Here is a 25,066-nt window from a genome sequence, read left to right on the forward strand (position 1 = left end):
TCAGGCGCTAATCGCAGCATCAAGCTTAATAAGTGCAAGTGTCACCGGAACCCCGTTCAGCACAGCATTGCCAGAAAGCTCATCAATATGCATTTCGTCGGTCAGGTCGTTAACACTGACGCCGGCGTGCTCTTCTGCTATTTGCCACTGGGTACCACTAAGCGTATGCCCCCAACCGTGGGGAATACTAATTACCCCAGACATCATTTCATCACTAAGCTGCGCCGCCAACTCAACGCTGCCCACCCGTGAGCTTACCTTGACCATATCGCCCTCGGTGATCGCCAACTTCTGCGCATCAATGGGATTGATTAAGGCCGTGCAGCGGGGCTTACCTTTTACCAGTCGACGGCTATTGTGCAACCACGAATTATTGCTGCGCACATCGCGGCGACCGATGAGCAAAAACTGCTCAGGCTTGCTGTCTTGATTAAAGAATTTTGCCTCCACCCGCGCCAAGTCCTTTAGGAAAAAGTCAGCTTCTAGGTGTATTTTGCGATCGCGATGATACAGCCCCTCTGGCAGGACTGGTTTGAGTGCGCCCAGATCAATGCCGTGGGGAGACTTTTTCAATTTAGTCAGCGACAAACCTTTGAAGGGATTTAAACCGCCACCATAGGGGCCCTGACGAAGCAGAAACCTAAGTAATCCAGAGGGACCCGCGCGGCGCAGTAACTCCCGACTCAACTTATCTTTAAGCCCCTTAGCTGGCTGGAGACGATCTTGTAAGCCAAGCAGAATTTCCCAATCGTGTCTGGCATTGGCCTTTCTTGGGAATAGTGCCTTGGCATATCTCGCATTATTGCGGACGGCTAATACATTAAAAATAACGTCGTAGTGTTCACGCTCCAGCGGACTCACCGGCGGCAGAATAAAATCTGCATGACGACTGCTTTCATTAATATAAAAATCGACAGCAACCAATAAATCTAAGCCCTTAAACGCGCGATCTAACTGTTCACCATTTGGCGTAGACAGCACCGGATTACCGGCCATCAACACCATACCCTTAATCTGGCCTGCGCCCGCGGTGGTAATTTCCTCAGACAAAACGGCGACAGGCAACTCGCCGTTAAATTCCGGCAGACCGCGAACCCGGCTGTGGAAGCGGCCCATATTGCCGCGGCCACTCTGGGCAAGAATATCGACAGCGGGCTTGGTAAACATTAAGCCCCCCACGCTATCCAAGCGCCCGGTGAGAATATTAAACAACATAATCAGGTACTGGGTGAGCGTGCCAAACTCTTGCACTGACACGCCCAAACGACCATACATCACCGGTGCCTTGGCCGCACAAAAATCCGTAACCAAGCCGCGAATAACCTCGGCTGACATACCGGTTTGCGGCGCAACTTTCTCTGGCGTGTATGAGCTAAATTTATCCGCCAAGCTCATTGGCCCCAGATCTAAATGCTTGGCCAAACTGCCGGTATTCACAAGACCTTCAGCAAATAACACATTAAGCATTGCCAGCAATACCAACACGTCGCTGCCGGGCCGCACAAAGTGATGGGCATCGGCCAGCTCTGCCGTGGCCGTGCGCCGAGGATCAATAACAATCACTTTACCGCGTTTGCGCACGTCTTTGAGTCGCTGCTTAACATCCGCCACACTCATAATGCTGCCATTAGAAGCCAGCGGGTTGGCACCCATGATAAGAAAATGATCGGTGTTGTCGATATCGGGGACAGGAATTCGCAGCTGATGGCCAAACAACTTCCACGACACAATATGGTGGGGAAGCTGATCTACCGACGTTGCCGAAAACTTATTATTGGTTTTTAGCGCCCGCAATAGACCACCGCTCATCAAAATGGCCCCGGTGTTGTGAACATTGGGATTACCGAGATAGACGCCCAATGAATCGTTGCCATGCTGGGCTTGCAAAGATTGAATACGCGCGGCGACTTTGTCTAAAGCCTCGTCCCAAGCCAACTCTCGCCATTCGCCATCGACTTTTTCCATTGGCGTGCGAATACGGTCTGGATCTTCGTACAAATCTTTGAGGGCAATCGCCTTAGGGCAGATATGGCCGCGACTAAAGCTGTCGTCCGCATCACCTTTGATGGTGGTTATTTTGTCGTTTTCCACCGTGATTTCGATACCGCACATGGCTTCACATAAATTGCAGGTACGGAAATGTTTGACTGTAGATCCCACGGTATCACCCCTCACACATCGTTATTATCATTCAGTACGCTGAACCTACGCACAAAGTAGCTCGATGTTATCAGCGATTACACCCAATTAGCTAATTTCGATAAAATTTGCGCCATAGCTCTACGACACATTGCTAGGAATACCACCTAAGATGCTAAGCTGGCGGCGATAGATCACCTTAGCCTTTCTATAAAGATCATTCACACTAAACGACGCTCCCATACAAAACGATTTATGTCACAGCCGCAAAGATGTTCGGCATAAAATTTGCAAGCACAAAAAGACCATGAAAACGACAAAAAGTAGGTGATATGAAGCAAACTCTGACTGAAGACGAGGATGTCCTCCACGCGTTGTTTGAAGCGTGTAAAAGTCTAGGCATTGATCTCAAGGACGCCGCGAGTAAATCAGGCCTACCCGCCAAATTACTGACATTACCCAATCATTTTGTGCCCAGTCATCTACTTAACTACCTACTTGAAAACATCGCCAAGAAATACCACTGCCAAGACTTCGCCCTCCACCTAGCGAACAAACTTCAAACACCAGAGCTGGGCCTACCCACCACCGTAATGTCACTGAGCTCTGACTTTAAAACCGGACTAGAGCACGCTAGCCACTACAGCGCGTACTATCAAGACACTGGATATTGGCGCCACGAAATATGCGACGAGCAAGTTACGCTCGTCAAGTCTGCCAATAGTCTCAGCAGCAAGTATTACCGCCAGCGGAATTTACTTGGCACGGCACAGATGTTTTTGCTGCTAAACACGCTGTCCAGCCATCTCTGGCAACCCAAAAAAGTCTGCTTTAGCTTTTCCGATCCCGGCGCCAATTTTTCCGACACCTTCCACGAGTTCTTTGATTGCGAACTTATTTTTGATCAGCCAAATGACAGCATTTCCTTTCCTGCGGATTATTTGGAATTCAGCATTAGCAGCAGTGATCCCATGCTCTTGCGGAGCATGGAAGTACACATAAGGGGCTTGCAAGAGGAGTTACTTCAGGGCCGTGATGTCGTAGAACGCGCCCGTTTACTCATAGATGAACGCCTGAGGTTTTCCCATTGTTCTGAGGAGGAGCTGGCATTTTATATGAAGCTGTCCACCGCCGAATTGCGGAGTGAACTTGGACAAGCCAATACAAATTTTAAGCAGCTAGTTGAGCAGCAGATAAGTGATAGAGCGGCATTTTACACCGAACGCTGCCATGTCCCCATGGATATCGTTCTCTCCTCGCTAATGCCATACGATGAGGACCGACTATACGAGCTACTTAAAGAGAGAGAAAAGGATCCCACTGAACCGACCTTGAGACAGGACGACATTATAAGAGGCGGTATCAGCAAACCACCCTCGACCCACTAATCAAGCACCAAGAATTATAATTAAGATGTAAAAAAGCCGGAGTGTTTAGCTCCGGCTTTTTTATTTACCCTATCTATCGATGGCGCCTTAGCGATTAAGCCTTAGCATCTTCAATTTGATAGTAATCCATCAGAATTTTAGCCACTTCTGGGCGTGAAAATTCTGGCGGTGGCGCAATGCCATTACCCAACATTTCACGTACTTTGGTGCCTGACAGCAAAACAAAGTCTTCTTTATCGTGATCTGGTGCATCGCGCATCATCACTACTTTATCGAGTTTCTTCGAGTATGCGGTGTGGTCTGCACGATAGATTTCGATATCCATTGCACCCGCTGGCACTTTCTCATCGAAAATTGTCTGTGCGTCGAAACCGCCGTAGTAGTCACCTACACCGGCGTGATCACGACCGACAATCAGGTGAGTACAACCACAGTTTTGACGGAACAAGGCGTGCAGCACTGCTTCACGTGGGCCAGCGTACAACATATCGAAGCCGTAACCAGTGATCATTACCGTGTTCTTGGGGAAGTAGACATCAACCATTTTACGGATAGACGCGTCACGTACGTGAGCAGGAATATCGCCAGGTTTCAATTGACCCAATAGCATGTGGATCAAAATACCGTCGGTGCCAAGGTCTTCCATAGCCATGCGGCAAAGTTCTTCATGCGCGCGGTGCATTGGGTTACGGGTTTGGAAGGCAACAACTTTTTCCCAGCCACGCTCAGCAATTTCATTGCGAATCTCAACCGCAGTGCGGAAAGTATCGGGGAAATCAGCTTGGAAATAAGAGAAGTTCAAAACCTGAATAGGACCTGACAACAAAGTGTTGCCCTGCGCCTTAAAGGTTTGCACACCTGGGTGCTTATCATCCAAGGTGCCAAAAATATTCTCGGCCATGAAATCGATTTGCTCAGCGCTAACCGCTTCAACTGCTTCCACGTCCATAATGGCAAGAACAGGGTTACCTTGAACATTGGGGTCGCGCAGAGCAATACGCTGACCGGCAGTGATGCCTTGGGCGTCTTTACTCAGGTTCACAATAGGCACGGGCCAGAAAAGACCTTCGGTAGTGCAAAGATCTTTAGCCACTGCCATCGAGTCGGCCAGGTTCATATAGCCTTTTAGCGGCGTGAAATACCCTGCACCCAGCATCACCGCGTTGGCGGCCGCAGCAGAGCTAATTAGAAGCGATGGCAATGTTTCCGCTTCCGCATTTAGGGCATGGTGTTTTTCGGTGTCGTATACAAATAATGGGCTTAACTCATCAGCACCATGTGGCTTAATCATTTACTGTACTCCCTTAAAAAATAAGTATGTCTATATTTGCTAGTGAACAAAGCATATGAAACCGCTGTTTAATCAGGGGCTTCTTAGATAATGCCGCGCTCAGTCATCATCGCTAATAGGATCTCGACCTCTTCTTCCAAGCTCTGCTCGTGGCTATTCAATACCAGCTCGGCATTCAGTGGCGCTTCGTAGGGATCAGAAATACCGGTAAAGTTTTTGATTTCACCCGCGCGGGCTTTTTTGTATAGTCCTTTTGGATCGCGCTGCTCAGCAACATCCAGTGGCACATCAACAAATACTTCAAAGAAAGCCATCTCACCAGCGTCATGCAATTCGCGAACGATATCGCGGTCAGCGCGGTAAGGGCTTACAAAGCTAGACAAAACGATAACGCCAGTGTCCACAAACAGCTTAGAAATCTCACCGATACGGCGTATATTTTCTGTGCGATCTTCCGCACTAAAACCCAGGTTTTTATTGATACCCAAGCGAATATTATCGCCATCTAAACGGTAGCAAAGGTGCCCCTTCTCCATCAGTGCTTTTTCCAAGGCCACTGCAACGGTGCTTTTGCCACTGCCAGACAAACCCGTGAACCACAGGGTCGCGCCCTTTTGCTTCAATAAGGTGTTGCGATCTTCGCGGCTGACTTCGCCATCATGCCAATACACATTCGTTGCTTTAACGTCGGTCATTCTTCCATCTCCACGGCTAATACTAAATCATGATCTTTACTATGGCCGCTGCGTTTAAACCCGCAAAGCGACCTAGTGCTAACAGGCCGCCATACTAAAAGTATTTTTATCACAAGTAAAACGGGATATTATTATAGTTAGTATCGATTTTATAGATACTATGAGCTTTCAGGTGAAAAGCTAAAACTGGCTATCACGGGCCAAGAGTAAAGAGGTATCACCATGAATTTTACTATTCGTCAGCTGGAAATATTCCTGTCGGTCGCCAAATATCAAAGTGTTTCTAAGGCCGCTGATACGCTCTGCCTGTCCCAATCGGCTGCCAGCGCAGCGCTGCAAACCTTAGAAAAGGCCTATGGCGTCAATTTATTTGATCGCCAAGGCAATAAAATCAAACTCAATGCCATCGGTCATACCCTGCGCAAAGAAGCCGAAACCTTATTTGCCCATTGCCAGCAATTTGACGACGCCTTAAAACGCCATGCGGATATCGGCCATCTGCGGGTTGGCGCCAGTTTCACCATTGGCAATCACCTCGTGGTGCGTTACCTAGCCGATTATCTCAACAACTACCCAGATGCGGATGTTCAGTTTGATACCGCCAACACCCCCGATATTGTCGCCAAGGTGCTTAATTACGAGGTTGACGTGGGTATGATTGAACGAGAGGTCCAGCACCGTGAACTAGAGCTGATTCCGTGGAAAGAAGACGAGCTGGTCGTCTTTTGTAGCGCCTCGCACCCGCTGGCAAAAAAAGGCGTTCTCAAGGATAAAGATATAAGAGAAGCCCGCTGGATTTTACGCGAACCGGATTCCGGTGCCCGCCATACCTTTGACCGCGCCCTTGCCGGGCTATTACCAGATATTGAAATTTATCGGGAATTCAAACACAACGAGGCCATCAAAAGCGCAGTGGAATCTGGCTTAGGCATAGGCTGTCTATCTAAGGTGGTATTGCAAAACGACTTTCGCAACGGCGACTTAGTGCCGCTGACCTTGGCCAACCGCGATATGACTCGAACCTTTTACTTCGCCCTACCCAAGCAGCGGCATAAAAAAGCCGCCGTTGAGTATTGGATAGAGCTCTGTAAAAGCATGAACTAGGACAAAGACCTATCTAGAGCATTCACGCGATAGGTGGATATTTTTCCTCCATCATCACTCGAATATCTTTCTTCAAAACTTTACCTGTTGGGTTACGTGGCAGGGCCGCGATATATTCCACCTTGCGGGGAATCTTGTATCCTGCCAATTTGCCGCGACAAAACTCGGTGAGTTCTTCTGCGCTAAGCTCTGGCTGGCCACCGGCCACCAACACCGCCAGGGGAATCTCGCCCCACTTTTGATCCGGCACGCCAATTACCGCCACATCTTGAATGTGATCGTGAGACATTAATAAGTTTTCAATTTCAGCCGGATAAATATTCTCGCCGCCAGATATGATCATGTCTTTAAGGCGGTCTTGAATATAGATATATCCCTCTTCATCCATACGGCCGGCATCACCGGTATGCAGCCAACCATCAACAACGGTTTTGGCAGTCGCTTCAGGATTCTTCCAATAGCCCTGCATAATCTGCGGACCTTTTGCAACGATTTCGCCTATTTCACCCAGAGGCAGATCCTGACCTTCATTGCCTACTATTTTAATGTCGGTGCCAAACACCGCGCGTCCGCATGAGCGCAATAAATCAGGACGGCCAGCTAGGGCCTTTTTGTGATCTTCTGCGGTGAGGAAGGTCAGTGCCATCGTCGATTCAGTTTGGCCGTAGCCCTGCACAAAATCACAACCAAAGGCCGCCATACACTCCTTCAGCAAAGACTCTGAAATCGGCGAAGCGCCATAATTAATAGTATGTAGTTCGGAGAAATCATAATCTTTGATGTTGGGCACCATCGCCAAAGAGAACTGCAGCATCACCGGAATAACGGCCACCACGCTGATATTTTCTTTGGAAATAGTTTCGATCATACCCACTGGATCATAGTCGCTATGAATAATCATAGAGCCGCCGTAGATCACCCCCAGCAGGGAGCCGACCAGACCGACCGCATGGAAGGTGGGGGCAATAACCAAGCTGCGCTCGCCAACCCGACTACCTTTACCCGTGGTCATGGGTGCCTGATAGGCATTAGCAAGAACATTGTAGTGATTTACCAGCACACCTTTAGGCAAGCCAGTGGTGCCACTGGTATACATTTGAAACAAAATATCGTCGCCGTTTATCTCGACTTCAGTCAATGTTGCAGGACTTAGCAACCAGTTCTCCAGCTGCGGAGCCGCTTCATCGCTATCCATGCAAATACAAGTGGTAGCGCGCAAGTAATCACCGCGAAGGCTGTCGAACTCCTTGTCAAAAAACAGCATTTGAACATCTGCATTACTGGCGATAAATTCGACTTCCGCCGGCGCCAATCGGTAATTCAAGCCAACCACCACCGCACCAATGCGCGCGCAGGCTAGGAAGACACACAAATTATCGACTGAGTTCTTGGCCAAAATGGCCACTCGATCACCCTTTTTAATCCCACTGCTCTGAATATGCGCGGCAATCACAGCGGTATAGTCCCAGGCCTGGGCGTAATTCAGGGTCTTTTTACTATCGCTGGCCATCATCATGTCGCCGCGAATACCGGCATGAAACTTAGTATGGTCATTCAAATTATTAAATAACTTCATCACATTCCTCTGTTTTTCTCTTTATTATTTAAGCCTACATAGCTCACAGATAGCGCATATCGCTAAAGCGTCGACGATGGATGTCTGAGCCACCAAAATACATATCAATCATCATTAAACGCTTTAGATAATGACCTATAGGCATCTCGTTGGTAACCCCCATACCGCCGTGCAGTTGAACTGCTTCTTCCGCAACCTTACGACCGTATTTACCCACCATCGCTTTTAAGACAGCAACGTCTTGGCTGCGCTCAGCACTGTTATCTAATATGGCACATTGGGCTCTCACTAATAAAGATCGGCATTGCTCAGTGGCCATAAACATATCAACCATACGATGCTGCAAGGCCTGAAAACTGCCAATGGTGACTCCAAACTGCTTGCGGGTATTAGCGTATTCAGCGGTTGCCTTATAAAGATAGGTCATCGCACCCACCGCTTCTGCGCACAGCGCGACCAAAGCTTCTTCGACCACATCGGCAATCAGCGGATAGGCGTCGCCCTCTGCAGTGAGCATATCCGTCTGCTTAACGACAAGATCGCTAAATTCAATATTGAGGGCGCGCTGGCCATCCATTAAGCGCACACTTTCGGTACGCAGGGCGGGGTTTTTGGCATCAACTATAAATAGACTAATACCGGACTCACTATTCAAGTCATTGGCGGTGCGCGCCGCAATCAGAAGCTGCTTTGCACTGGCATTGAGTACTAAGCTTTTCTTGCCACTTAAGTGATAACTATCGCCGTGCTTGGTCGCGGTGCTGCTGACATGGCTCAATGAAAAACCATTCTGCGCCTCTAACCAAGCAAAGCTGCATTGTGTCTCACCAGAGATCACCTCTGGCATTAACCTAGCCTTTAACTCGTCATTGCTACAGCGCGCGATTAATTGTCCAGCCAAGACAATGGAAGACCAAAACGGCTCAACCACCAACACCTTGCCAAACTCTTCCATCACTGCTGACACATCTGCAATGTTGCCACCAAAGCCACCGACATCTTCAGAAAATGGAATCGTTAACCAACCTAATTCTGCAAACGTTGCCCAGTTTTCGGCGCTAAAACCCGCTGGGTTACTGACTACTACTTCGCGTTGATCCGGCGCGTAGTTGTCAGCTAAAAATTTTGCCACGCTGTCTTTGAGCATGACTTGTTCTTCAGATAATGAAAAATCCATTCTTTAATCCCCTAGAGCGCTTATAGACCGAGCGCATATTTAGCAATGATGTTGCGCTGCACTTCGTTACTGCCGCCAAAGATGGTGCAGGCGCGGCCAAACATGTATTCACGTCGAGCTATATTGCCGTCACTACCCCAGAGTTCATCGTCTGCTTCTGGCAATATACCGCCAAAACCCGCCGCAACATCCCACAGCAAAGACTGCACTGCTTGCTGCAATTCGGTGCCCTTAAGTTTGAGCAGAGACGACTCCATACCCGGTGCGCCACCGCTATCTAGATCGCTTAATACTCTAAGCTCTAAAAACTCAAGTGCCATCACTTCCATTTCTACGTCAGCTAAGCGGCCGCGAAAATCGCTATCATCAATTAATCGTGTTCCATCAGTAGCGGCCTGACTCGCCAGATCGCGAATCTTAGTCAGTATCCGCTTGCTGTAACTAACACCGGATAAGGCCGTGCGCTCATAGGTCAGCAGCGCTTTAGCATAGGTCCAGCCCTGATTTTCCTCGCCAATACGATTCGCAATTGGCACCCGCACATTTTCAAAGTTCACTTCGTTCAAGTGGTGCTCATCATCGACCGAAATAATTGGTGATACCGTCACACCCGGCGATTTCATATCGATTAGCAAGAAGCTAATACCCTGCTGCGGTTTACCCGAGGTGTCGGTGCGAACCAAGCAAAATATCCAGTCAGCGTACTGGGCGTAAGTGGTCCAGATTTTGGTGCCGTCGATAATATAGTCGTCGCCATCACGCACAGCGCGGGTTTGCAGCGCCGCTAAATCAGACCCCGCACCGGGCTCGGAGTAGCCTTGGCACCACCAAATTTCTGATGATTTTGTTGGCGGCAGAAAGCGCGCCTTTTGTTCTGCAGAGCCGTAGCTGTATAAAACCGGCGCCACCATTTTTATGCCCATAGGCACCACATCCGGCGCTCCGGCCGCAGCCAACTCAGTGGTATATATATATTTCTGAGTTGCTGTCCAGCCACAACCGCCGTGCTCTTCAGGCCAGCCATTCGCTGCCCAACCCTGACCGTCCAGCAGTTTTTGCCACTCTACCATGGCATCCCGGAATGTCTTGGGGTGATGAACACGGGCCGCGAGGTCCGCTGTGAAGTGCTCGCGCATAAAACCGCGAACCTCTTCCTGAAAAGCCAATTCTTCAGGGCTAAATTTAGCGTGCATATGGGCTCTCTTTATATGTCATTAGATGCGAATCTGAACTTGCAAATGGGCTAGTGGCGCATTTACCGCCACTAGCCCAGGGCAAACAATTTTGCGAGCTGTTAACGAGGCTGCATGCGAATTGCGCCATCAAGACGAATGCATTCACCATTAAGGTACTCGTTTTCTGCCATCATTACCGACAAATGGGCAATCTCTTCTGGACGGCCAAGACGCTGCGGATTAACAACGGTGGACTCCAGCGACTTGTAAGCCGCTTCAGGCAGGCTCTCAAACAGAGGCGTGTGAATAAGGCCGGGAACGATAGTATTAACTCGAATACCGTAGGAGGCTAAGTCACGCGCCATAGGGAGAGTCATCCCTACCACACCACCCTTAGACGCACTGTAGGCAACCTGTCCAACCTGACCTTCATAGGCAGCAACAGAGGCGGTATTGATAATCACCCCGCGCGCATTAGCGCCGTCGTAAGGCTCATTTTTTGCCATCTGCTCAGCAACTAAACGCGCCACATTAAAGGTACCAACCAAGTTCACATTAATAACCGTTTTATAGGCATCTAGTGGGAAGGCGCCCTTTTTACCCAAGGTTTTAATCGCGTTACCAATACCGGCATAGTTGTTACAGATATGGATTGCGCCAAACTTCGTCATCACTTCAGCAATCGCAGTGGTCACTGACTCTTCATCGGCAACATTCACATTGTGGAAGCTGACCTTGTCGGCGCCCAACTCTGCAACAATCGCGTCGCCGCGCTCCGCATTCATATCGAAGATAGCTACCTTGCCACCCTTGGCGACGTAGGCACGTACCGTCGCTTCACCTAAACCTGAGGCACCGCCGGTAACAATCGCAATTTTTCCATTAATATCCATGATCTTTCCTTTAATAATTATTCGAAGAATGAGACAAATTTATCTGAGTACAAATCACGACCAATAATCAGTTTCATGATCTCAGAGCTACCGGCGAAAATCCGCGTAATGCGCGCATCGGAATACATACGGCTAATGGGATACTCATCCATATAACCCGCCCCGCCATGTAACTGCACGCCTTCATCGACCATTTTGCACAGCAATTCACTGGTGTAAAGCTTGGCCTTAGCGGCATCTTCCGAGGTCAGCAAGCCTTGGTTATGCGCCGCGACACATTGATCAACAAACGATTGTGCGATATCAATTTCGGTACGCAAATCTGCCATTTTAAATTCGGTGTTCTGCATTTTAGACAGTGGCTTGCCGAATACCTTGCGCTGCATAGTAAATTCGCGGGTGACTTCAAAGGCACGCTGAGCTCCGGACAAGAAACCACAGGCGCCAATCAAACGCTCTTCTGCCAAACCTTCCATCAGGTATATAAAGCCTTTGCTCGCATCGCCCAGCACGTTTTCCTTGGGTACACGCACATCAGTGAAAAACAGCTCTGCGGTATCCTGGGCCTTCATACCCATCTTTTTAAGATTGCGACCGCGCTCAAAGCCTTCCATGCCACGCTCAATCAAGAACAGACCAACAGCATAGGGATTATTTTCTGGGTCAGTTTTAGCCGCCACAATAATCACGTCTGAATTGATACCATTAGTTATATACGTCTTGGTACCGTTCAACAGCCAGTGATCACCCATGTCCTTGGCATTGGCGCGCATTCCGGCCAAGTCGGAACCCGCATCTGGCTCGGTCATTGCTATCGCCAGAATCGTTTCACCGCTAGCGCACTTAGGTAAAAACCGCTCTTTTTGCTCATCATTTCCAAAGCGACTTATATAGGGACCAACCAAGCGGCTGTGCAAGGTGTTCGCCCAATCACCAGCATGAATACGGCTGGTTTCTTCGATGATAATCTGCTCAAAGCGAAAATCATTTTCGCCCATTCCGCCGTATTGCTCTTCCGGCCAAATCATCAAAAAGCCCTGCTCACCCGCCTTGGTAAAGGCCTCGCGATCGACAATACCCTGTTCGCGCCAGCGCTCTATATTCGGCTCAATTTCTTGCTCCAAAAATTTACGGTAGGCGGACCGAAACATATTTTGTTCTTCAGTAAAATTACGCGGCAACATAGAGGATGTACTCCGGTTATGTGCGGGCATTCATTGCGACGACTAAATAGACGTCATGAATTACCATTTAGGTTTTTTTTATAGCGACGGTGAGTTGCCCCACCGCCATTCGTTTTGGTATTAAAAGCTTAAGCGAACAACTCGCCATCGGCGGCTTTCTTCAGTAGCAATGCAGGTGGGTTAAAACGCTCGCCATATAGAGCACTTAACTCTGCAGCACGATCGGCAAATTTCTGCACGCCATAGGTGTTTATGTATTGGAATACGCCGCCGGTGTAAGGGGGAAATCCAATACCCATAATGGAGCCAATATTGCCGTCAGCCACTGATTTCAATACGCCCTCTTCCAAGCAGCGAACTGATTCAACAACTTGTCTAAATAAAATACGCTCTTTAATATCTTGATTGGGGACAGCGACATCCGCTTTAACAAAACGCTCGCGAATCGTTGGCCAAATTGTCTTACTGCCATCGGCGGCGTAATCATAGTATCCACCTTCGTAGGCCTTACCATTGCGCTTATACTCGTCGACAAACACATTGGACATACGCGCCGATGCCGTATCAACGCTCATATTGTCGCCAAGACGCTCGTTGAGATCGCGGTTGGTTGCCACCACTTTCTTGGTTAGCTGCTGACTGACTTCGTCGTGCACCGCTAGCGGCCCAACCGGCATACCCACTAATTTTGCAAGGCTTTCGATCAGCACTGGTTCAACGCCCTCTTCGATGAGCATCGCGCCTTCATCAACAAAGGTGCCAAATACCCGCGAGGTGAAGAATCCGCGAGAGTCATTAACCACAATCGGGGTTTTCTTGATTTGCAGGGCGTAGTCAAAAGCCTTGGCCAAGGTCTCTGTCGAGGTTTGATCGCCAACGATAATTTCCACCAGCGGCATTTTGTCTACCGGTGAAAAGAAGTGAACACCAATGAAGTTTTCAGGCTTAACTGAGGCTTCCGCCAACAAGGTAATCGGTAGTGTTGAAGTGTTGGAACCCCACACTCCGCCGTCGGCCAATAGCGGCTCCAGCTCGCGGGTCATATCGTGTTTAAGATCGACATTTTCAAACACCGCTTCAATTATTAAATCGCAACCCTGCAGGGCCTTGGCATCAACTGTCGCGGTAATTCGACCAAGAATGTCAGCTTTCTTTTCTTCGGTCATACGACCGCGGCTAATCGCTTTAGTGAGTATCTTATCGCTATAAGCTTTGCCCTTATCTGCGGCGTCTTGGCTAATATCCTTGAGCACCACATCCATGCCTGCCCGCGCAGAAACATAGGCAATGCCCTGGCCCATCATGCCTGCACCTAAGATACCGACTTTCTTAACTTTGGTTTTCGCAATGTCTTTAGGACGGCTGCCACCACCATTCACCTGATTCATTTGCAGAAAAAAGGTCATCATGTTTTTAGCTTGTGGACTGGTAACCAAGCTAGTCAGCGCGCGGCTTTCGATGCGCAAGGCGGTATCGAAATCTACCCGCAGGGTATTGGCAATAACATCCAATATTTTCTCAGGCGCCGGCATCAAACCTTTGGTTTTCTGGGCCAACATGGGCACCGCACCCTGAATCATCTGGGCGATATTTGGCTTGCGCAAATCGCCACCCGGAATTTTAAAACCCTTCACATCCCAGGGGTTGATCGCTTCAGGGTTTGCCAATATCCAGCTTGTGGCTTTGGCCATCATGTCAGCGGTGTCACTAGCTAACTCTTCAACCAAACCGAAAGCAGCGGCTTTCTCGGCATTAAAACGGGTACCTTCAAGCAATGGCATAATGGCTTTTTCAACACCCATTTTGCTAACCAACCGCACAATACCACCACCGCCAGGCAGTAATCCCAAGCTCACTTCTGGCAAGCCAATAGCCACAGCGGGTGCATTCAGCGCCACCCGATAATGACAGGCCAAGCAAATTTCATAACCACCACCCAGCGCTGCGCCATTAATGGCAGCGACAACCGGTTTGCCAAGTTTCTCTAAACGCCGCAACAAACTCTTAATAGACTCTGTTTGCGTAAACAGGGCCGGCTCATCAACACCGGGAACCGCTTTAAGCATATTTTTGATGTCACCACCGGCAAAAAATGAGCTTTTTGCTGAGGTTAAAATCACACCGGCGATGGCATCACGCTCGGCTTCCAAGCGCTCAATAGTCTCGGTCATCAAGACGATGTATTCGTCGTTCATGGCGTTGACCGGACCGTTCATGTCCATGGTCACCGTGACAATATTATTGCTGTCTTTTTGATAATTAAATGTTCCGCTCATTGCACTACCTATTTATTCATTTAGTCGTCAATGCTGATCCGGGCTTACCCCATCAGCCGCTCTATATTTTGAGAGTCTGCCGCGCAAACTCTGATCTCATATACGCTCGATAATAGTTGCGATACCCATACCGCCGCCCACACATAGCGTGATCAAACCAAAGCGCTTATTGCGACGCTCAAGTTCATCTAAGCAGGTGCCAACCAGCATAGCGCCGGTGGCGCCAAGCGGGTGACCCATGGCAATGGCGCCGCCGTTGACGTTAATTTTTTCGTCGGGAACACCGGTTTCTTTTTGGAAACGCATAACCACGGATGCAAAGGCTTCGTTAACCTCAAAAAGATCAATGTCGTCGATAGACATACCGGCCTTTTTCAATACCTTCCAAGTCGCCGGCGCTGGACCGGTTAACATGATAGTCGGCTCGGTGCTGGTCACTGCAGTGGCAACAATACGACCACGAGCGGTTAAACCTAGCTCGGCGCCGATTTTCTCACTGCCAATCAAAACTGCTGCAGCGCCGTCGACGATGCCGGATGAATTGCCTGGGGTGTGGATGTGATTAATTTTAACTACCTGAGGATATTTGCTCAGGGCGATATCGTCATAGCCTAGGGAGCCATGAAACTCAAAAGACGCTTTCAAACGCGCCAAGCCCTCTAGCGAGGTCTCGGGCTTTATAAATTCATCACGCTCAAGGATGGTCACGCCGTTTTCATCCTTAACAGCCATGACAGACTTATCAAAATAACCAGCCGCTCTTGCTGCTGCCGCTTTCTGCTGCGAACGCACGGCAAAGCTGTCTACATCTTCGCGACTAAAGTCAGCCAAGGTCGCAATTAAATCCGCACCTACACCTTGCGGTACAAAAGCAGTGTCGAAGGCAGTTTGGGGATCTTCGCCCCAGGCGCCGCCATTGCTGCCCATGGGCACACGTGACATACATTCAACGCCACCAGCAACAACCAGATCTTCCCAACCCGACGCCACTTTCTGCGCAGCAAGGTTTACCGCTTCCAGACCTGAGGCGCAAAAACGGTCTAACTGAAAACCGGCGACAGCTTCGTCCCAACCGGCCTTCATCAAAGCGGTCTTAGCAACGCAAGAACCCTGTTCACCGATAGGCGTAACACAACCCATAATGACGTCGTCGACCTTGCTAGTATCAAGATTGTGTCTATCGCGCAGGCCATTCAATAAGCCAGCGAGTAGATCAACCGGTTTCACTTCATAAAGCGAGCCGTCTTTTTTACCTTTGCCACGTGGCGTGCGAACTGCGTCGTAGATGTAAGCTGTATTAGCCATTTTTTGTATCCCTAACTGACATGATTTTATACGTGAGCAAGAGAATCGCCTCCCCACCCGCTTTCCGCAATGACCGTCAATGACATACAATAGACATTATATTACAAGCAAGCACCCAGCCCGCCCAATCCTGCGCCTTAGGCAAATAATGGGTATGCGGGGATATAAACGCGCCGCCTCCTATAGGTAATTTATGGAAAACAGAACCATCTCCATCGCCTTTGTGCGCAATATGGTATCTGGCTGCGGCCTACCAAAATCCGACTGCGAGGCATTACTTAAGCGCGCGGGTATCGACCCACAAACCGTGACTAGCTCCCGCGCAAGGGTCACCCCAACCCAGCTATCCCTGTTAAATAAATGGATTACCGATGCCACCGGAGACGAGGCTATGGGGCATTATCAACGCCCCCAAAAGCACGGCACACTTCACGCCCTAGCTCATTACCTGCAAACCTCAACTGACTTCAAACAAGCGATAGAGCGCAATGTCAGCTTTTACAATTTATTTGATTTTGGCTTTAGCCTAGCACTGGTCCGCAATGGCGAATACATTAGCTATCGGCTACAAGCGGATCTAGGCGTCACCTTAACGGACTGGGTTTATGAGCAGCACCTAATGATAAACTACCGTTTTTTGTGCTGGCTAACGGGCAGCTCCATCCCCCTACATCGTGTTAATTTAAACTACCCCGCCCCCTCCCACAGTGGCGAATACCACTACTTATTCTTTAGTGACACCCGCTTTGGCCAAGACCACAGCGAAATTGTATTTCACCGCCAATACTTTGCTCTGCCAGTCATACGCTCTAGCGCTGAGCTTGACGACTACCTATCACGTATTCCAACTGAGTTTCTTCACACACCAAAGCATGGCAGCAGTTATACCGAGCAGATCAGACGCATTATCAACAAAACCCTGCCGGAGATTCCGAGCTATGAAGAGATGGCGATATCATTAGGACTGACGCCACAGACCCTTCGCCGCCGCCTGCGGCAGGAGGGCTGCGACTATCGTTTAATCAAAAATGAGCTAATTCGAGACACTGCAATTGGCTATTTGTTACACGACAACAGAGAGATCAAAACCATTTCTTATGAACTGGGCTTCTCGGAACCCAGCGCATTTATACGGTCTTTTAAAAAATGGACCGGCTTAACACCGCACCAGTATCGCGACAAACACACCTTGGGCAATATCCGGCCAAACTAATCTTGCGATTGTTGGGTTCACCCAAAAGCTGATTATGTATGAGTGTTAATGGCTCTAGCGTCACAAAAGCGGTCCGTCGCTGATTTCCAAGCTGGAAAGTGTCTAGTAAACTCTGGGAAATCCAGTATCCGAAACACCGATGAGCGGTGTGAAAGGAACAGTAAAGTCGACCGCAGGCCTTTATATATTAAAATGATAAAGGCAAGAAGACGGTTTCCTTTACATGCTCTGCCTATATTAGGTGAATATGTCTTCAAGGAAGAGGTCTATGCGATTTTCGTTATTAATCATTGTTTGTATTGCAATGCTTTCAAACCTTTACGCGGCTGAAGACCGGCCTGTACCCCCTCCATTAGCAGCATATGGGAAGCTTCCTAGTATAGAGGACATGGTTATCTCGCCCTCGGGTCTATTACTGGCGACCGTAACAACGATTGGTGAACAGCGAGGTTTGCTTATTGGTCGGCTGGGTGGCGAGATTTTACACCGTTATGCCCTGGGTGAACTAAAGATAAGATGGCTCCAGTGGGCCGGTGAAGATCATCTTATTGTCAACGTAAGGTCTACCCAGAATCTCGGGCTCTATTACGGCGGAAAATACGAGCTTGGCAATCTGATGATTGTTAATGTCAAAACAGGTGAAACTGACTGGCCTCTCCACAATTCCAAGAAAGTTTTCAATTCGAGTTTTCATACTTATCGTCCGATTAAGGCTGCGGGTCGCTGGCACCAGTGCCTTGGTACATTACCCATGAATTCAAGTATCCGTAGTGGCGATGCTTGGATCTCCGATTTTGAGTTGGATCTCACCTGTATTGATCTCGAAAAAGGCAAGCGTCGAGTGATCGCCAGAGGGCGCAAAGATGGAGCGGGCTGGGTGATTGCGCCGGAACTGAAGGTTCTTGCCTATGAAACCTACGATGATGTTGACGCTAAATGGAAGCTTATCGGCTACGAAAGCCGCTCAACGCTGGTTAAAACAAAAGATAAATTTGGGCTTAATAATCTGGTCGGGGTTGGACGAACGCCCGGCACAGTCGCGTATTACCAGCACGACCGGGATGGCGTTTCCCATCTGATGGAAATTGCCGTAGATGGTCAAACACAGGCAGTTGAGCTTTACGCAGACACCAATATTAACCGTGTGTATTTCGATGCAGAAACAGGGCTGCTTGCTGGCGTGCTAAAAGAGGCGGATATCCCCGAGCTGGAAATGCTTGACCCGAACAGAGAGGCGATAGTGCGCGGAGCCAGAAAAGCATTTCCTGAGAGCAATGTTCATTTCAGATCCGCAAGTGCTGATTGGCAGCAGTTGATTGTGTACACCACAGGCGCAGGCGATTCTGGTACATGGTGGCTTGTGGATATAAGTAAAGGTGATGCAAAGCCAATTGGTTACGATCGAAGAGAGATCCAAAGCAAACACGTCGGCTTGGCTCGAATGTGGCAGTATAAGGCCCAAGATGGCTTAGCGATTCCTGCGATAGTGACAACGCCTCCGGGAGCCGCTGCTGAGAAAATGCCCCTAGTTGTTCTTCCGCACGGGGGGCCTCAAAGCCGCGATTACTTAGGGTTTGATTGGCTAGCTCAGGCTTTTGCTAGTCGGGGCTATGTTGTTTTGCAACCAAATTTTCGGGGTTCGGGTAATTATAGTGTCGCCTTTCGTAATGCAGGCTTTGGTCAGTGGGGGCGCAAAATGCAAACGGATCTCTCAGATGGTGTGAAAGCGTTAGCTAATACAGGACTTATTGATCCCTCTCGCGTGTGTATTGTGGGGGCAAGTTATGGCGGTTATGCGGCATTGGCTGGAGTGACAATTCAGAACGGAATATATCGCTGCGCGGTCTCTATCGCCGGGTTGAGTGATTTACCGGCTTGGTTGCGTTCCGTAGTTCACGATAGGAGGCGGGATGACGAGCGCTACGTTGAGGAATATTTAGGAGTTGATAGTTCTCGTGCCGATGAATTGGAGGCTATTTCTCCTGCTTATCTTGCGGCTCGCGCTGATTCGCCAATTTTATTGATTCACGGTGAAGACGATACAAGGGTTCCTATTTACCAGAGCAAAAAAATGTATAGCCGACTGAAAAAGAAAAAGAAGGTTGTCGAGTTTGTCGAGCTAGAGGGGGAAGACCATTTTCTCAGTAGATCCGAAAATCGTCTAAAAACGCTAGAATCCGCAGTCAAATTTGTTATGGAACACAACCCTCCAGGAGTATTGGCGGGGGAGCTGGAACAACAATAATGCTGGTTTTTGAACATAAGGAGTGGGCATGTTAGCGAGATTTACGTGTTCCTCATTAGCGTTGTTTTTAGTGGCTGTAGTGGCTCTAGCGTCACATTAGCGGTCAGTCGCTGAAGCTATCAACCCCGTATTCAGCAGCATTGCGCTCACTAATTCTGGTGGAATCCACTTAAGCAATTGATTTTTATTGAGAAGTGATTATGCTCAGAGCTACGGGAATTCCACGTCAAATGCAGGATGCAAAAGTGAAAAAATCATCTAAGGCTTACTATCACTCTGATTCAAATAGAATTTTCCTGCTTAATCACCTCAAAGCTTAGACTCGCTATGTACAAGAGTTATAAAGCGCAACGCATTTGAATTCACTGTTAAATTTCAGGTGAGTATGGCGAGTATTCAAAGATACAAAAAGGTAGAGGCAGTTTTTCTGGGTCTATTTATTCCCCTAGTTCTTACCGGATATACCGCTTATCTCATTACCCACTCTGAAGCGGTATTTTGGGGTAGGAGTTCTACCGCTATTTATCATGGCACGGAGGCATATCTTATTTCTCTGCTGTGGTTCGGGGTGTCGGCGCTAATGCTTGGGCAATTCTTATTTCGCCCGTATCGGATGTTGCCGCCGTTGAGGCACAAAGCTTTCATGTGGGTATCGGCTGTGCTTTTAGTCGTGGGGTTGGCATCAGCGGTGGTGCTAGTGTGAAAAATTTAACAAGTTTAGGCAACCGGACAAATTACTCTGCCTTCGGCTCCGTAATTTTCCTTTGCTAAAGGCGTTAGGCACTTAATATGTCAGGCGAATTGATTTCATTTCCAGCTAAAGGTTTTGACAGAAGCTTTGCTAAATTATGGCTTGGCTTTTTTGCTATTGCTTGTTTATTTATATTGGCAGCTGAAGGGGTCTTTTCGTTTGGTGCGTTCGTTTGTTTATTCATGCTTGCTGTTGGCTTTTATTATTTCAAGCAAACAGTGTGGGGCCTTGCGGATGAAGTCTGGGATAATGGTGATTTTCTATTGGTAGTAAAATCGGGGCAACAATACCAGCTGTTTTTCAACCAAATAAAAAGTATCAAACACACATATCCTAATCACAAGCACCTGATTACAATAAGCACGAAATACAATAATAGTTTTGGGCGTTCGGTAACTTTTAGGGCAGAAAAAGGTTACCCAGTTCTCAAATCACCCAAAATTCTAAATTCATTGCAGGGGCGTGTATACAATGCCTAACAAGCAGCTCCACCGGACAAATTTTAGCTGTCACCTTTTATGCACAAAGACGCATAAAAGCCGCCATCCAAAATTTGCGCGGTGAGCTGGGCGTTAACTGCCACGCATGAATATAGAAATAAGCAAGATACAGGCTACGGATGGAAACCTTTTGCGAGCTATACGACTGGCTGCTCTTTCAGATTCCCCGGATGCATTCGGTGCGCGATATGAAGATGAAGCGCAAAAGCCAGTATCTGAGTTTGAGCAAACTGCTATTGAGCACGCTGAATCAGAATCATCAACCACATTTCTTGCAAAGGAATCAGGTGCTGCAATTGGTCAAATTGGCGCCTTCTTTCAAAAGCCCACTGGCCGTGCTTTTATATGCGCTATGTGGGTATCTCCGGAAGTCAGGCGTAAAGAAGTAGGTAGTCGCCTGGTTAATATGGCACATCACTGGTTGCAAGACCGAGGGGCTGACGAAATATATGCATGGGTTACCGACACTAATATAGCGGCTCAGCACTTCTATAGTAGGTTGGGATTTTCGCCTTCAGGTACTAACGCACCGCTACCTTCGAACCCACGCGTCATGGAGACACTTTATGTGTACAGCAGTTAACAAGCAAAGGCAGCCGGACGGCTTCGCCACTCGCTGCTTTGGGCGTTAGAAAACCATATGGAAGATTTATGGACTCATCAATAATATCGGGATTAATTGGCGGAGTGGCGTCAGTTGCTCTGTGTACTTATATCTCAAAGAGAGTGAGAACGTCTCAATCTGTAGGAAAACTAAAATTTGGTAGCTTCCTTGTTATCTTGGCGTGGTGCTGTCTAGCGTTTGTTGGTATTGCTGTTTGGGCATTCTTCAATAACGCTGATGCTTGGGAAAAACCAAGTGAACTGTATTCGATAATTGGGCTTTTTGTTGGTTTTGGCTTTGCTTCAGTTTATTGTTTCGGAGAATATTTTAAAGTTAGTGGGAATTTCGATACGAATGGCATTGATTTTACATCTCCTTGGACTGGACGAAAGGTAGAGTCGTGGGAAAATCTTGAGAGCATAAAATTTAATTCACAGGCCAATTGGTACGTTCTCTACTTTAAATCTGGCAAAAAAATTAGGTTGTCTAGTCTTCTTAGCGGTCATGGAGAAGTGCTAGAGATGTTGGAATCAAAAGGGTTTAATTTCTAACAAATGTTTCCAGCGGACATTTTTTTCATTACACCTTTTGTGGTGTGTACCACAAAAGCCTCCATTACAAAAATGCCGCTGAAACAGGCGTTGAGGCTGTAGAAAAACATGCAAGCTTGCATCTAGGGCGCTGTTTTGACTGTCCGCTTTTTACCAATACCCGCCCTAGCTTGAAAGCTCTAAAAACCGCGATACCATATAGTGCCCAGCGCCAATCTTTACTATAAGTTGGTCGCAGAGGGCATCTTATGGGTGACTCGATACCACTTATAGATGCTTGAGATAGCTCGCGTAGCGCGGGTTATCGATCGCCATTTTAGCGACCGTAATCTGCTCCAAGGCAGCAAGTAGCTTATCTTCACTGGCACTCAGGTCTGCGCTTTGAATATGCTTAAGCAAGTTTTGATTCAGCTCATCATTGCCGCCGTCAGCCCCCAAATATTCGCCCAGTTCAGCACGCTCCAAACGCTGAAACTGGTCACCCAATTCAGACTCGCGGGAGATAATACCCAGTACATTCATGGCAATTTTCAATTTGTATTTAAGCCCGCTATCATCAACGGCGGGCGTCACCTCCTGCTCTAAAAACTCTCGCAGCGCCTCGCATAACTGACTGACCTTGGGCTGATTTATGGGCATTGCTATTTACCTCTCAGTAAATCGAGAATATCTAATTCGCACTCTGAAACACGGCGACCAATAGCCACACGTTCCAGGGATCGCTCTCGGCCGCTCAAATGCATATCACATTGATACAAGCAGATCACCCCCCATTTCAGTACGCCGAACAGCTCCCAAAATTTAACCGCGTCATTATTAACCTGACGACCGCTTGCCTGCGTATAGGCTTGGTACAAACTCTCGCGGTCACCAAAGCCACCGACGGGTTTGTCGATGCGGCCGAAGCGCCATGAATTCACGCAGAGCCAGCCAAGATCCTCCATGGGATCGCCAATATGCGAGAGTTCCCAATCGAGTACGGCGCGAATGCCGTCTTCACCCACCATTAAATTGCCATTGCGGAAGTCACCATGCACCAAGGTTTCTTCCGCACAGTTTGGAATATGTTCAGCAAGCCAGCGAAAGGCATACTCAAACACGGGTAAACTTTGCCGGTAGCCGTCATAGGCCTGTCGATAAAAGGCAATTTGATCGACAGCCAAGGCACGTTTTAAACCGCCTAAACTGCTTAATGCTACGGCGTGAATGGCCGCCAGAATGTCACCACACTGGCCGGCCATCTGCTCTCTGGCTGGCCCATAACGCGGATCTTTTAAGATTTTTTGCGGCAGGGTTTCACCCTCAATATGGCGCATAATGAAGCCTTCGCCCAAACCATCCTCGGGGCACAATTGCGCTATCACTTCGGGTGCAGCTACCCCGGCGGCAACCGCCGCACTAATCACCATAGCCTCGTCTGATTTAGTTAGCGCGCCACCGAACTGACTGGCATCGTGACCACGCCGGAATATCAGTGCCTGCAGGCCCCGCGCACTCGATGCATTGAAGAACCAGGTTTGCGCAGCGGCGCCGCCGGTGAGCCGACGCAATCCGCTAATCGCTACCGGCTCTTGCCATTGCCGAGTAAGCAGCTTTTCCAGCGGCCCGGCTAAGTTCTGAGCCAAGTTAGCTTCAGCGTCAATATCAGCAAACTCACTCACGCGTTACCCGCCCATTCCGCATCGCGAGTACCGAAGTCCCAACCTTGGCCACCCTCGCGATAGCGCTTTAAGACCTGCCGCGCCACCGATTGGATATGCACCTCATCCGGGCCGTCGTAAATTCTCGCCTCCCGCGCGTGTCGGTACATGCGACTCAGCGGCGTGTCATCGGTGAGACCCGCGGCACCATAAACCTGAATCGCTCGGTCAACAACATTGTGGAGCATGCGCGCACCAACAACCTTAATCGCTCCAATTTCGACCCGCGCTGCGTCGCCACTGTCTATGCAGCGCGCCGCATGCAGGGTGAGTTGCCTGCAGGCCTGAATTTCGGCCAGACTGTCGAAAACATGCTGCTGCATAAGCTGCTTATCAGCCAGACTAGAACCAAATGCACTGCGATTATGGAGCCGCTCACACATTAAATCGAAGGCCCGTTGGGCCTGGCCTAGCCAGCGCATGCAGTGAAAGATACGACCGGGTCCCAAGCGCCGCTGGGCAATCACAAAGCCTTCGCCACGACCACCCAATAGGTGATGCTCTGGCACTCGGATGTCGTGGTATTTGACCTCAAAATGGCCACTATTAAGGCCCAATAGCGGCGTATCTCGAACAATCTCATAACCCGCTGCATCGGTGGGAACAAGAATCATACTGAAGGCTTTGTGATCCGAGGCGTCGGGCTCGGTGCGGCACATAATGGTGGTATAAGCGGCAATATCGGCGCCAGTGGTAAACCACTTGTGGCCATTAATGCGCCAAACACCGTCTTCGAGTACCGCGCTAGTTTGTAATTGAGTGGGGTCAGAGCTCGACAGGGCCGGCTCAGTCATCGCAAAACTCGGACAAATCTCGCCGGCCACCAAGGGCCGCAAATATTGCTCTTGCTGCTGCGGTGAGGCGTATTGCTTGAGCATAATGGAGTCTTGCAAAGAGTAGGTGCCAAACACGCGCTGGGCATACTCAGAGCGACCTATCACTTCATTAATATACACATAGTCAAGAAACGGCATGCCCTGACCGCCAATATCTTTGGGATGACCCAAGGCCCACAAACCTGCCGCTTTTGCCTCTTTCACCAACTCGGTAAGCTTGCGCTCAGACGCCGCTTTGTCGGCCCCTTGCAGCACGGACTCTGCGGGGTAGATACGCTGTTCCAAGAACTCCAAGACCTGTTGACGAACTTCTACCCACGTTGCCGCTGCACTCACAGTTGACTCCAATTTTTATCATTTTGACTGCTGACAATACAAACAAGACGCCTTTTTATTGTCAAGTAAATTGACTTTATATATGATAAAGACATCGGCGAGACAATCTAACAATAATCACAATAGC

20 protein-coding genes are annotated in these 25,066 nt (G+C 48.8%); 7 read left to right on the forward strand and 13 right to left on the reverse strand.

Going from position 1 to position 25,066, the window contains the following annotated elements; all coding sequences use genetic code 11:
• A complete protein-coding gene (locus AB4875_RS13255) occupies positions 1-2,160 on the reverse strand; it encodes a molybdopterin oxidoreductase family protein (RefSeq protein WP_368376528.1) in 2,160 nt (719 codons plus the stop codon).
• Positions 2,161-2,471: 311 nt separating this feature from the next.
• On the opposite strand from AB4875_RS13255, the gene AB4875_RS13260 reads away from it, so the two are divergent.
• On the forward strand, positions 2,472-3,527 hold the full coding sequence (locus AB4875_RS13260; RefSeq protein ID WP_368376529.1) for an AraC family transcriptional regulator ligand-binding domain-containing protein: 1,056 nt from the start codon (positions 2,472-2,474) through the stop codon (positions 3,525-3,527).
• 94 nt (positions 3,528-3,621) lie between these two features.
• Here AB4875_RS13260 and sat read toward each other — a convergent pair whose 3' ends face one another.
• Positions 3,622-4,818 carry a sulfate adenylyltransferase gene (sat, locus tag AB4875_RS13265; RefSeq protein WP_368376530.1) on the reverse strand — a complete coding sequence of 399 codons (1,197 nt, stop codon included), beginning with the start codon at positions 4,816-4,818 and terminating at the stop codon, positions 3,622-3,624.
• Between the two features lie 83 nt (positions 4,819-4,901).
• The gene (gene cysC / locus AB4875_RS13270; RefSeq protein WP_368376531.1) at positions 4,902-5,513 is read right to left on the reverse strand and encodes an adenylyl-sulfate kinase; all 612 of its coding nucleotides are present in this window, start codon (positions 5,511-5,513) and stop codon (positions 4,902-4,904) included.
• A gap of 222 nt (positions 5,514-5,735) precedes the next feature.
• On the opposite strand from cysC, the gene AB4875_RS13275 reads away from it, so the two are divergent.
• Positions 5,736-6,617 (forward strand): LysR family transcriptional regulator, encoded by an 882-nt coding sequence (locus AB4875_RS13275; protein ID WP_368376532.1) that lies wholly within the window; start codon positions 5,736-5,738, stop codon positions 6,615-6,617.
• A gap of 22 nt (positions 6,618-6,639) precedes the next feature.
• Here the strand turns inward: AB4875_RS13275 and AB4875_RS13280 are convergent, their stop codons facing one another.
• The 7 genes from AB4875_RS13280 to AB4875_RS13310 form a co-directional block, all read right to left on the reverse strand.
• Positions 6,640-8,193 (reverse strand): long-chain-fatty-acid--CoA ligase, encoded by a 1,554-nt coding sequence (locus AB4875_RS13280; protein WP_368376533.1) that lies wholly within the window; start codon positions 8,191-8,193, stop codon positions 6,640-6,642.
• A 43-nt stretch (positions 8,194-8,236) separates the two neighbouring features.
• The gene (locus AB4875_RS13285; protein WP_368376534.1) at positions 8,237-9,370 is read right to left on the reverse strand and encodes an acyl-CoA dehydrogenase family protein; all 1,134 of its coding nucleotides are present in this window, start codon (positions 9,368-9,370) and stop codon (positions 8,237-8,239) included.
• A gap of 20 nt (positions 9,371-9,390) precedes the next feature.
• Complete coding sequence (locus AB4875_RS13290) at positions 9,391-10,563, reverse strand: acyl-CoA dehydrogenase family protein (protein ID WP_368376535.1); 1,173 nt, start codon at positions 10,561-10,563, stop codon at positions 9,391-9,393.
• 101 nt (positions 10,564-10,664) lie between these two features.
• Positions 10,665-11,438 (reverse strand): SDR family NAD(P)-dependent oxidoreductase, encoded by a 774-nt coding sequence (locus tag AB4875_RS13295; RefSeq protein ID WP_368376536.1) that lies wholly within the window; start codon positions 11,436-11,438, stop codon positions 10,665-10,667.
• Between the two features lie 17 nt (positions 11,439-11,455).
• Positions 11,456-12,622, reverse strand: a complete 1,167-nt coding sequence (locus AB4875_RS13300; RefSeq protein WP_368376537.1) for an acyl-CoA dehydrogenase family protein — start codon at positions 12,620-12,622, stop codon at positions 11,456-11,458.
• Positions 12,623-12,750: 128 nt separating this feature from the next.
• Positions 12,751-14,898 carry a 3-hydroxyacyl-CoA dehydrogenase NAD-binding domain-containing protein gene (locus AB4875_RS13305; RefSeq protein WP_368376538.1) on the reverse strand — a complete coding sequence of 716 codons (2,148 nt, stop codon included), beginning with the start codon at positions 14,896-14,898 and terminating at the stop codon, positions 12,751-12,753.
• 96 nt (positions 14,899-14,994) lie between these two features.
• On the reverse strand, positions 14,995-16,203 hold the full coding sequence (locus AB4875_RS13310; protein WP_368376539.1) for an acetyl-CoA C-acetyltransferase: 1,209 nt from the start codon (positions 16,201-16,203) through the stop codon (positions 14,995-14,997).
• A 193-nt stretch (positions 16,204-16,396) separates the two neighbouring features.
• On the opposite strand from AB4875_RS13310, the gene AB4875_RS13315 reads away from it, so the two are divergent.
• The 5 genes from AB4875_RS13315 (at position 16,397) to AB4875_RS13335 (ending at position 22,067) form a co-directional block, all read left to right on the forward strand.
• Positions 16,397-17,416, forward strand: a complete 1,020-nt coding sequence (locus tag AB4875_RS13315; RefSeq protein WP_368376540.1) for an AraC family transcriptional regulator — start codon at positions 16,397-16,399, stop codon at positions 17,414-17,416.
• 268 nt (positions 17,417-17,684) lie between these two features.
• The gene (locus AB4875_RS13320; protein ID WP_368376541.1) at positions 17,685-19,661 is read left to right on the forward strand and encodes an alpha/beta hydrolase family protein; all 1,977 of its coding nucleotides are present in this window, start codon (positions 17,685-17,687) and stop codon (positions 19,659-19,661) included.
• A 789-nt stretch (positions 19,662-20,450) separates the two neighbouring features.
• Positions 20,451-20,891: a hypothetical protein gene (locus AB4875_RS13325; RefSeq protein WP_368376542.1), complete on the forward strand. Its 441-nt coding sequence runs from the start codon at positions 20,451-20,453 to the stop codon at positions 20,889-20,891.
• A gap of 151 nt (positions 20,892-21,042) precedes the next feature.
• Positions 21,043-21,495: a GNAT family N-acetyltransferase gene (locus AB4875_RS13330; protein WP_368376543.1), complete on the forward strand. Its 453-nt coding sequence runs from the start codon at positions 21,043-21,045 to the stop codon at positions 21,493-21,495.
• Positions 21,496-21,563: 68 nt separating this feature from the next.
• Positions 21,564-22,067, forward strand: coding sequence for a hypothetical protein (locus AB4875_RS13335; RefSeq protein ID WP_368376544.1), 504 nt, complete (start codon positions 21,564-21,566; stop codon positions 22,065-22,067).
• Between the two features lie 267 nt (positions 22,068-22,334).
• On the opposite strand, the gene AB4875_RS13340 is transcribed toward AB4875_RS13335, so the two are convergent.
• The 3 genes from AB4875_RS13340 to AB4875_RS13350 are packed head-to-tail and all read right to left on the reverse strand — an operon-like array spanning position 22,335 to position 24,939.
• Positions 22,335-22,706: a DUF6285 domain-containing protein gene (locus AB4875_RS13340; RefSeq protein ID WP_368376545.1), complete on the reverse strand. Its 372-nt coding sequence runs from the start codon at positions 22,704-22,706 to the stop codon at positions 22,335-22,337.
• A 2-nt stretch (positions 22,707-22,708) separates the two neighbouring features.
• Complete coding sequence (locus AB4875_RS13345) at positions 22,709-23,728, reverse strand: phosphotransferase family protein (protein ID WP_368376546.1); 1,020 nt, start codon at positions 23,726-23,728, stop codon at positions 22,709-22,711.
• On the reverse strand, positions 23,725-24,939 hold the full coding sequence (locus tag AB4875_RS13350) for an acyl-CoA dehydrogenase family protein (RefSeq protein ID WP_368376547.1): 1,215 nt from the start codon (positions 24,937-24,939) through the stop codon (positions 23,725-23,727). The genes AB4875_RS13345 and AB4875_RS13350 overlap by 4 nt, the downstream gene beginning before the upstream one ends.
• Positions 24,940-25,066 lie beyond the last annotated feature (127 nt).

This window comes from Zhongshania sp. R06B22 (genome assembly GCF_040892595.1).
Taxonomy (GTDB): domain Bacteria; phylum Pseudomonadota; class Gammaproteobacteria; order Pseudomonadales; family Spongiibacteraceae; genus Spongiibacter; species Spongiibacter arctica.

Coding starts and splice junctions, on each gene's coding strand:
- sat (WP_368376530.1), bottom strand. CDS start 4,818: ATGATTAAGCCACATGGTGCTGATGAGTTAAGCCCATTATTTGTATAC.
- AB4875_RS13280 (WP_368376533.1), bottom strand. CDS start 8,193: ATGAAGTTATTTAATAATTTGAATGACCATACTAAGTTTCATGCCGGT.
- AB4875_RS13340 (WP_368376545.1), bottom strand. CDS start 22,706: ATGCCCATAAATCAGCCCAAGGTCAGTCAGTTATGCGAGGCGCTGCGA.
- AB4875_RS13260 (WP_368376529.1), top strand. CDS start 2,472: ATGAAGCAAACTCTGACTGAAGACGAGGATGTCCTCCACGCGTTGTTT.
- AB4875_RS13300 (WP_368376537.1), bottom strand. CDS start 12,622: ATGTTGCCGCGTAATTTTACTGAAGAACAAAATATGTTTCGGTCCGCC.
- AB4875_RS13335 (WP_368376544.1), top strand. CDS start 21,564: ATGGACTCATCAATAATATCGGGATTAATTGGCGGAGTGGCGTCAGTT.
- AB4875_RS13305 (WP_368376538.1), bottom strand. CDS start 14,898: ATGAGCGGAACATTTAATTATCAAAAAGACAGCAATAATATTGTCACG.
- AB4875_RS13295 (WP_368376536.1), bottom strand. CDS start 11,438: ATGGATATTAATGGAAAAATTGCGATTGTTACCGGCGGTGCCTCAGGT.
- AB4875_RS13285 (WP_368376534.1), bottom strand. CDS start 9,370: ATGGATTTTTCATTATCTGAAGAACAAGTCATGCTCAAAGACAGCGTG.
- AB4875_RS13275 (WP_368376532.1), top strand. CDS start 5,736: ATGAATTTTACTATTCGTCAGCTGGAAATATTCCTGTCGGTCGCCAAA.
- AB4875_RS13310 (WP_368376539.1), bottom strand. CDS start 16,203: ATGGCTAATACAGCTTACATCTACGACGCAGTTCGCACGCCACGTGGC.
- cysC (WP_368376531.1), bottom strand. CDS start 5,513: ATGACCGACGTTAAAGCAACGAATGTGTATTGGCATGATGGCGAAGTC.
- AB4875_RS13290 (WP_368376535.1), bottom strand. CDS start 10,563: ATGCACGCTAAATTTAGCCCTGAAGAATTGGCTTTTCAGGAAGAGGTT.
- AB4875_RS13315 (WP_368376540.1), top strand. CDS start 16,397: ATGGAAAACAGAACCATCTCCATCGCCTTTGTGCGCAATATGGTATCT.
- AB4875_RS13320 (WP_368376541.1), top strand. CDS start 17,685: ATGCGATTTTCGTTATTAATCATTGTTTGTATTGCAATGCTTTCAAAC.
- AB4875_RS13325 (WP_368376542.1), top strand. CDS start 20,451: ATGTCAGGCGAATTGATTTCATTTCCAGCTAAAGGTTTTGACAGAAGC.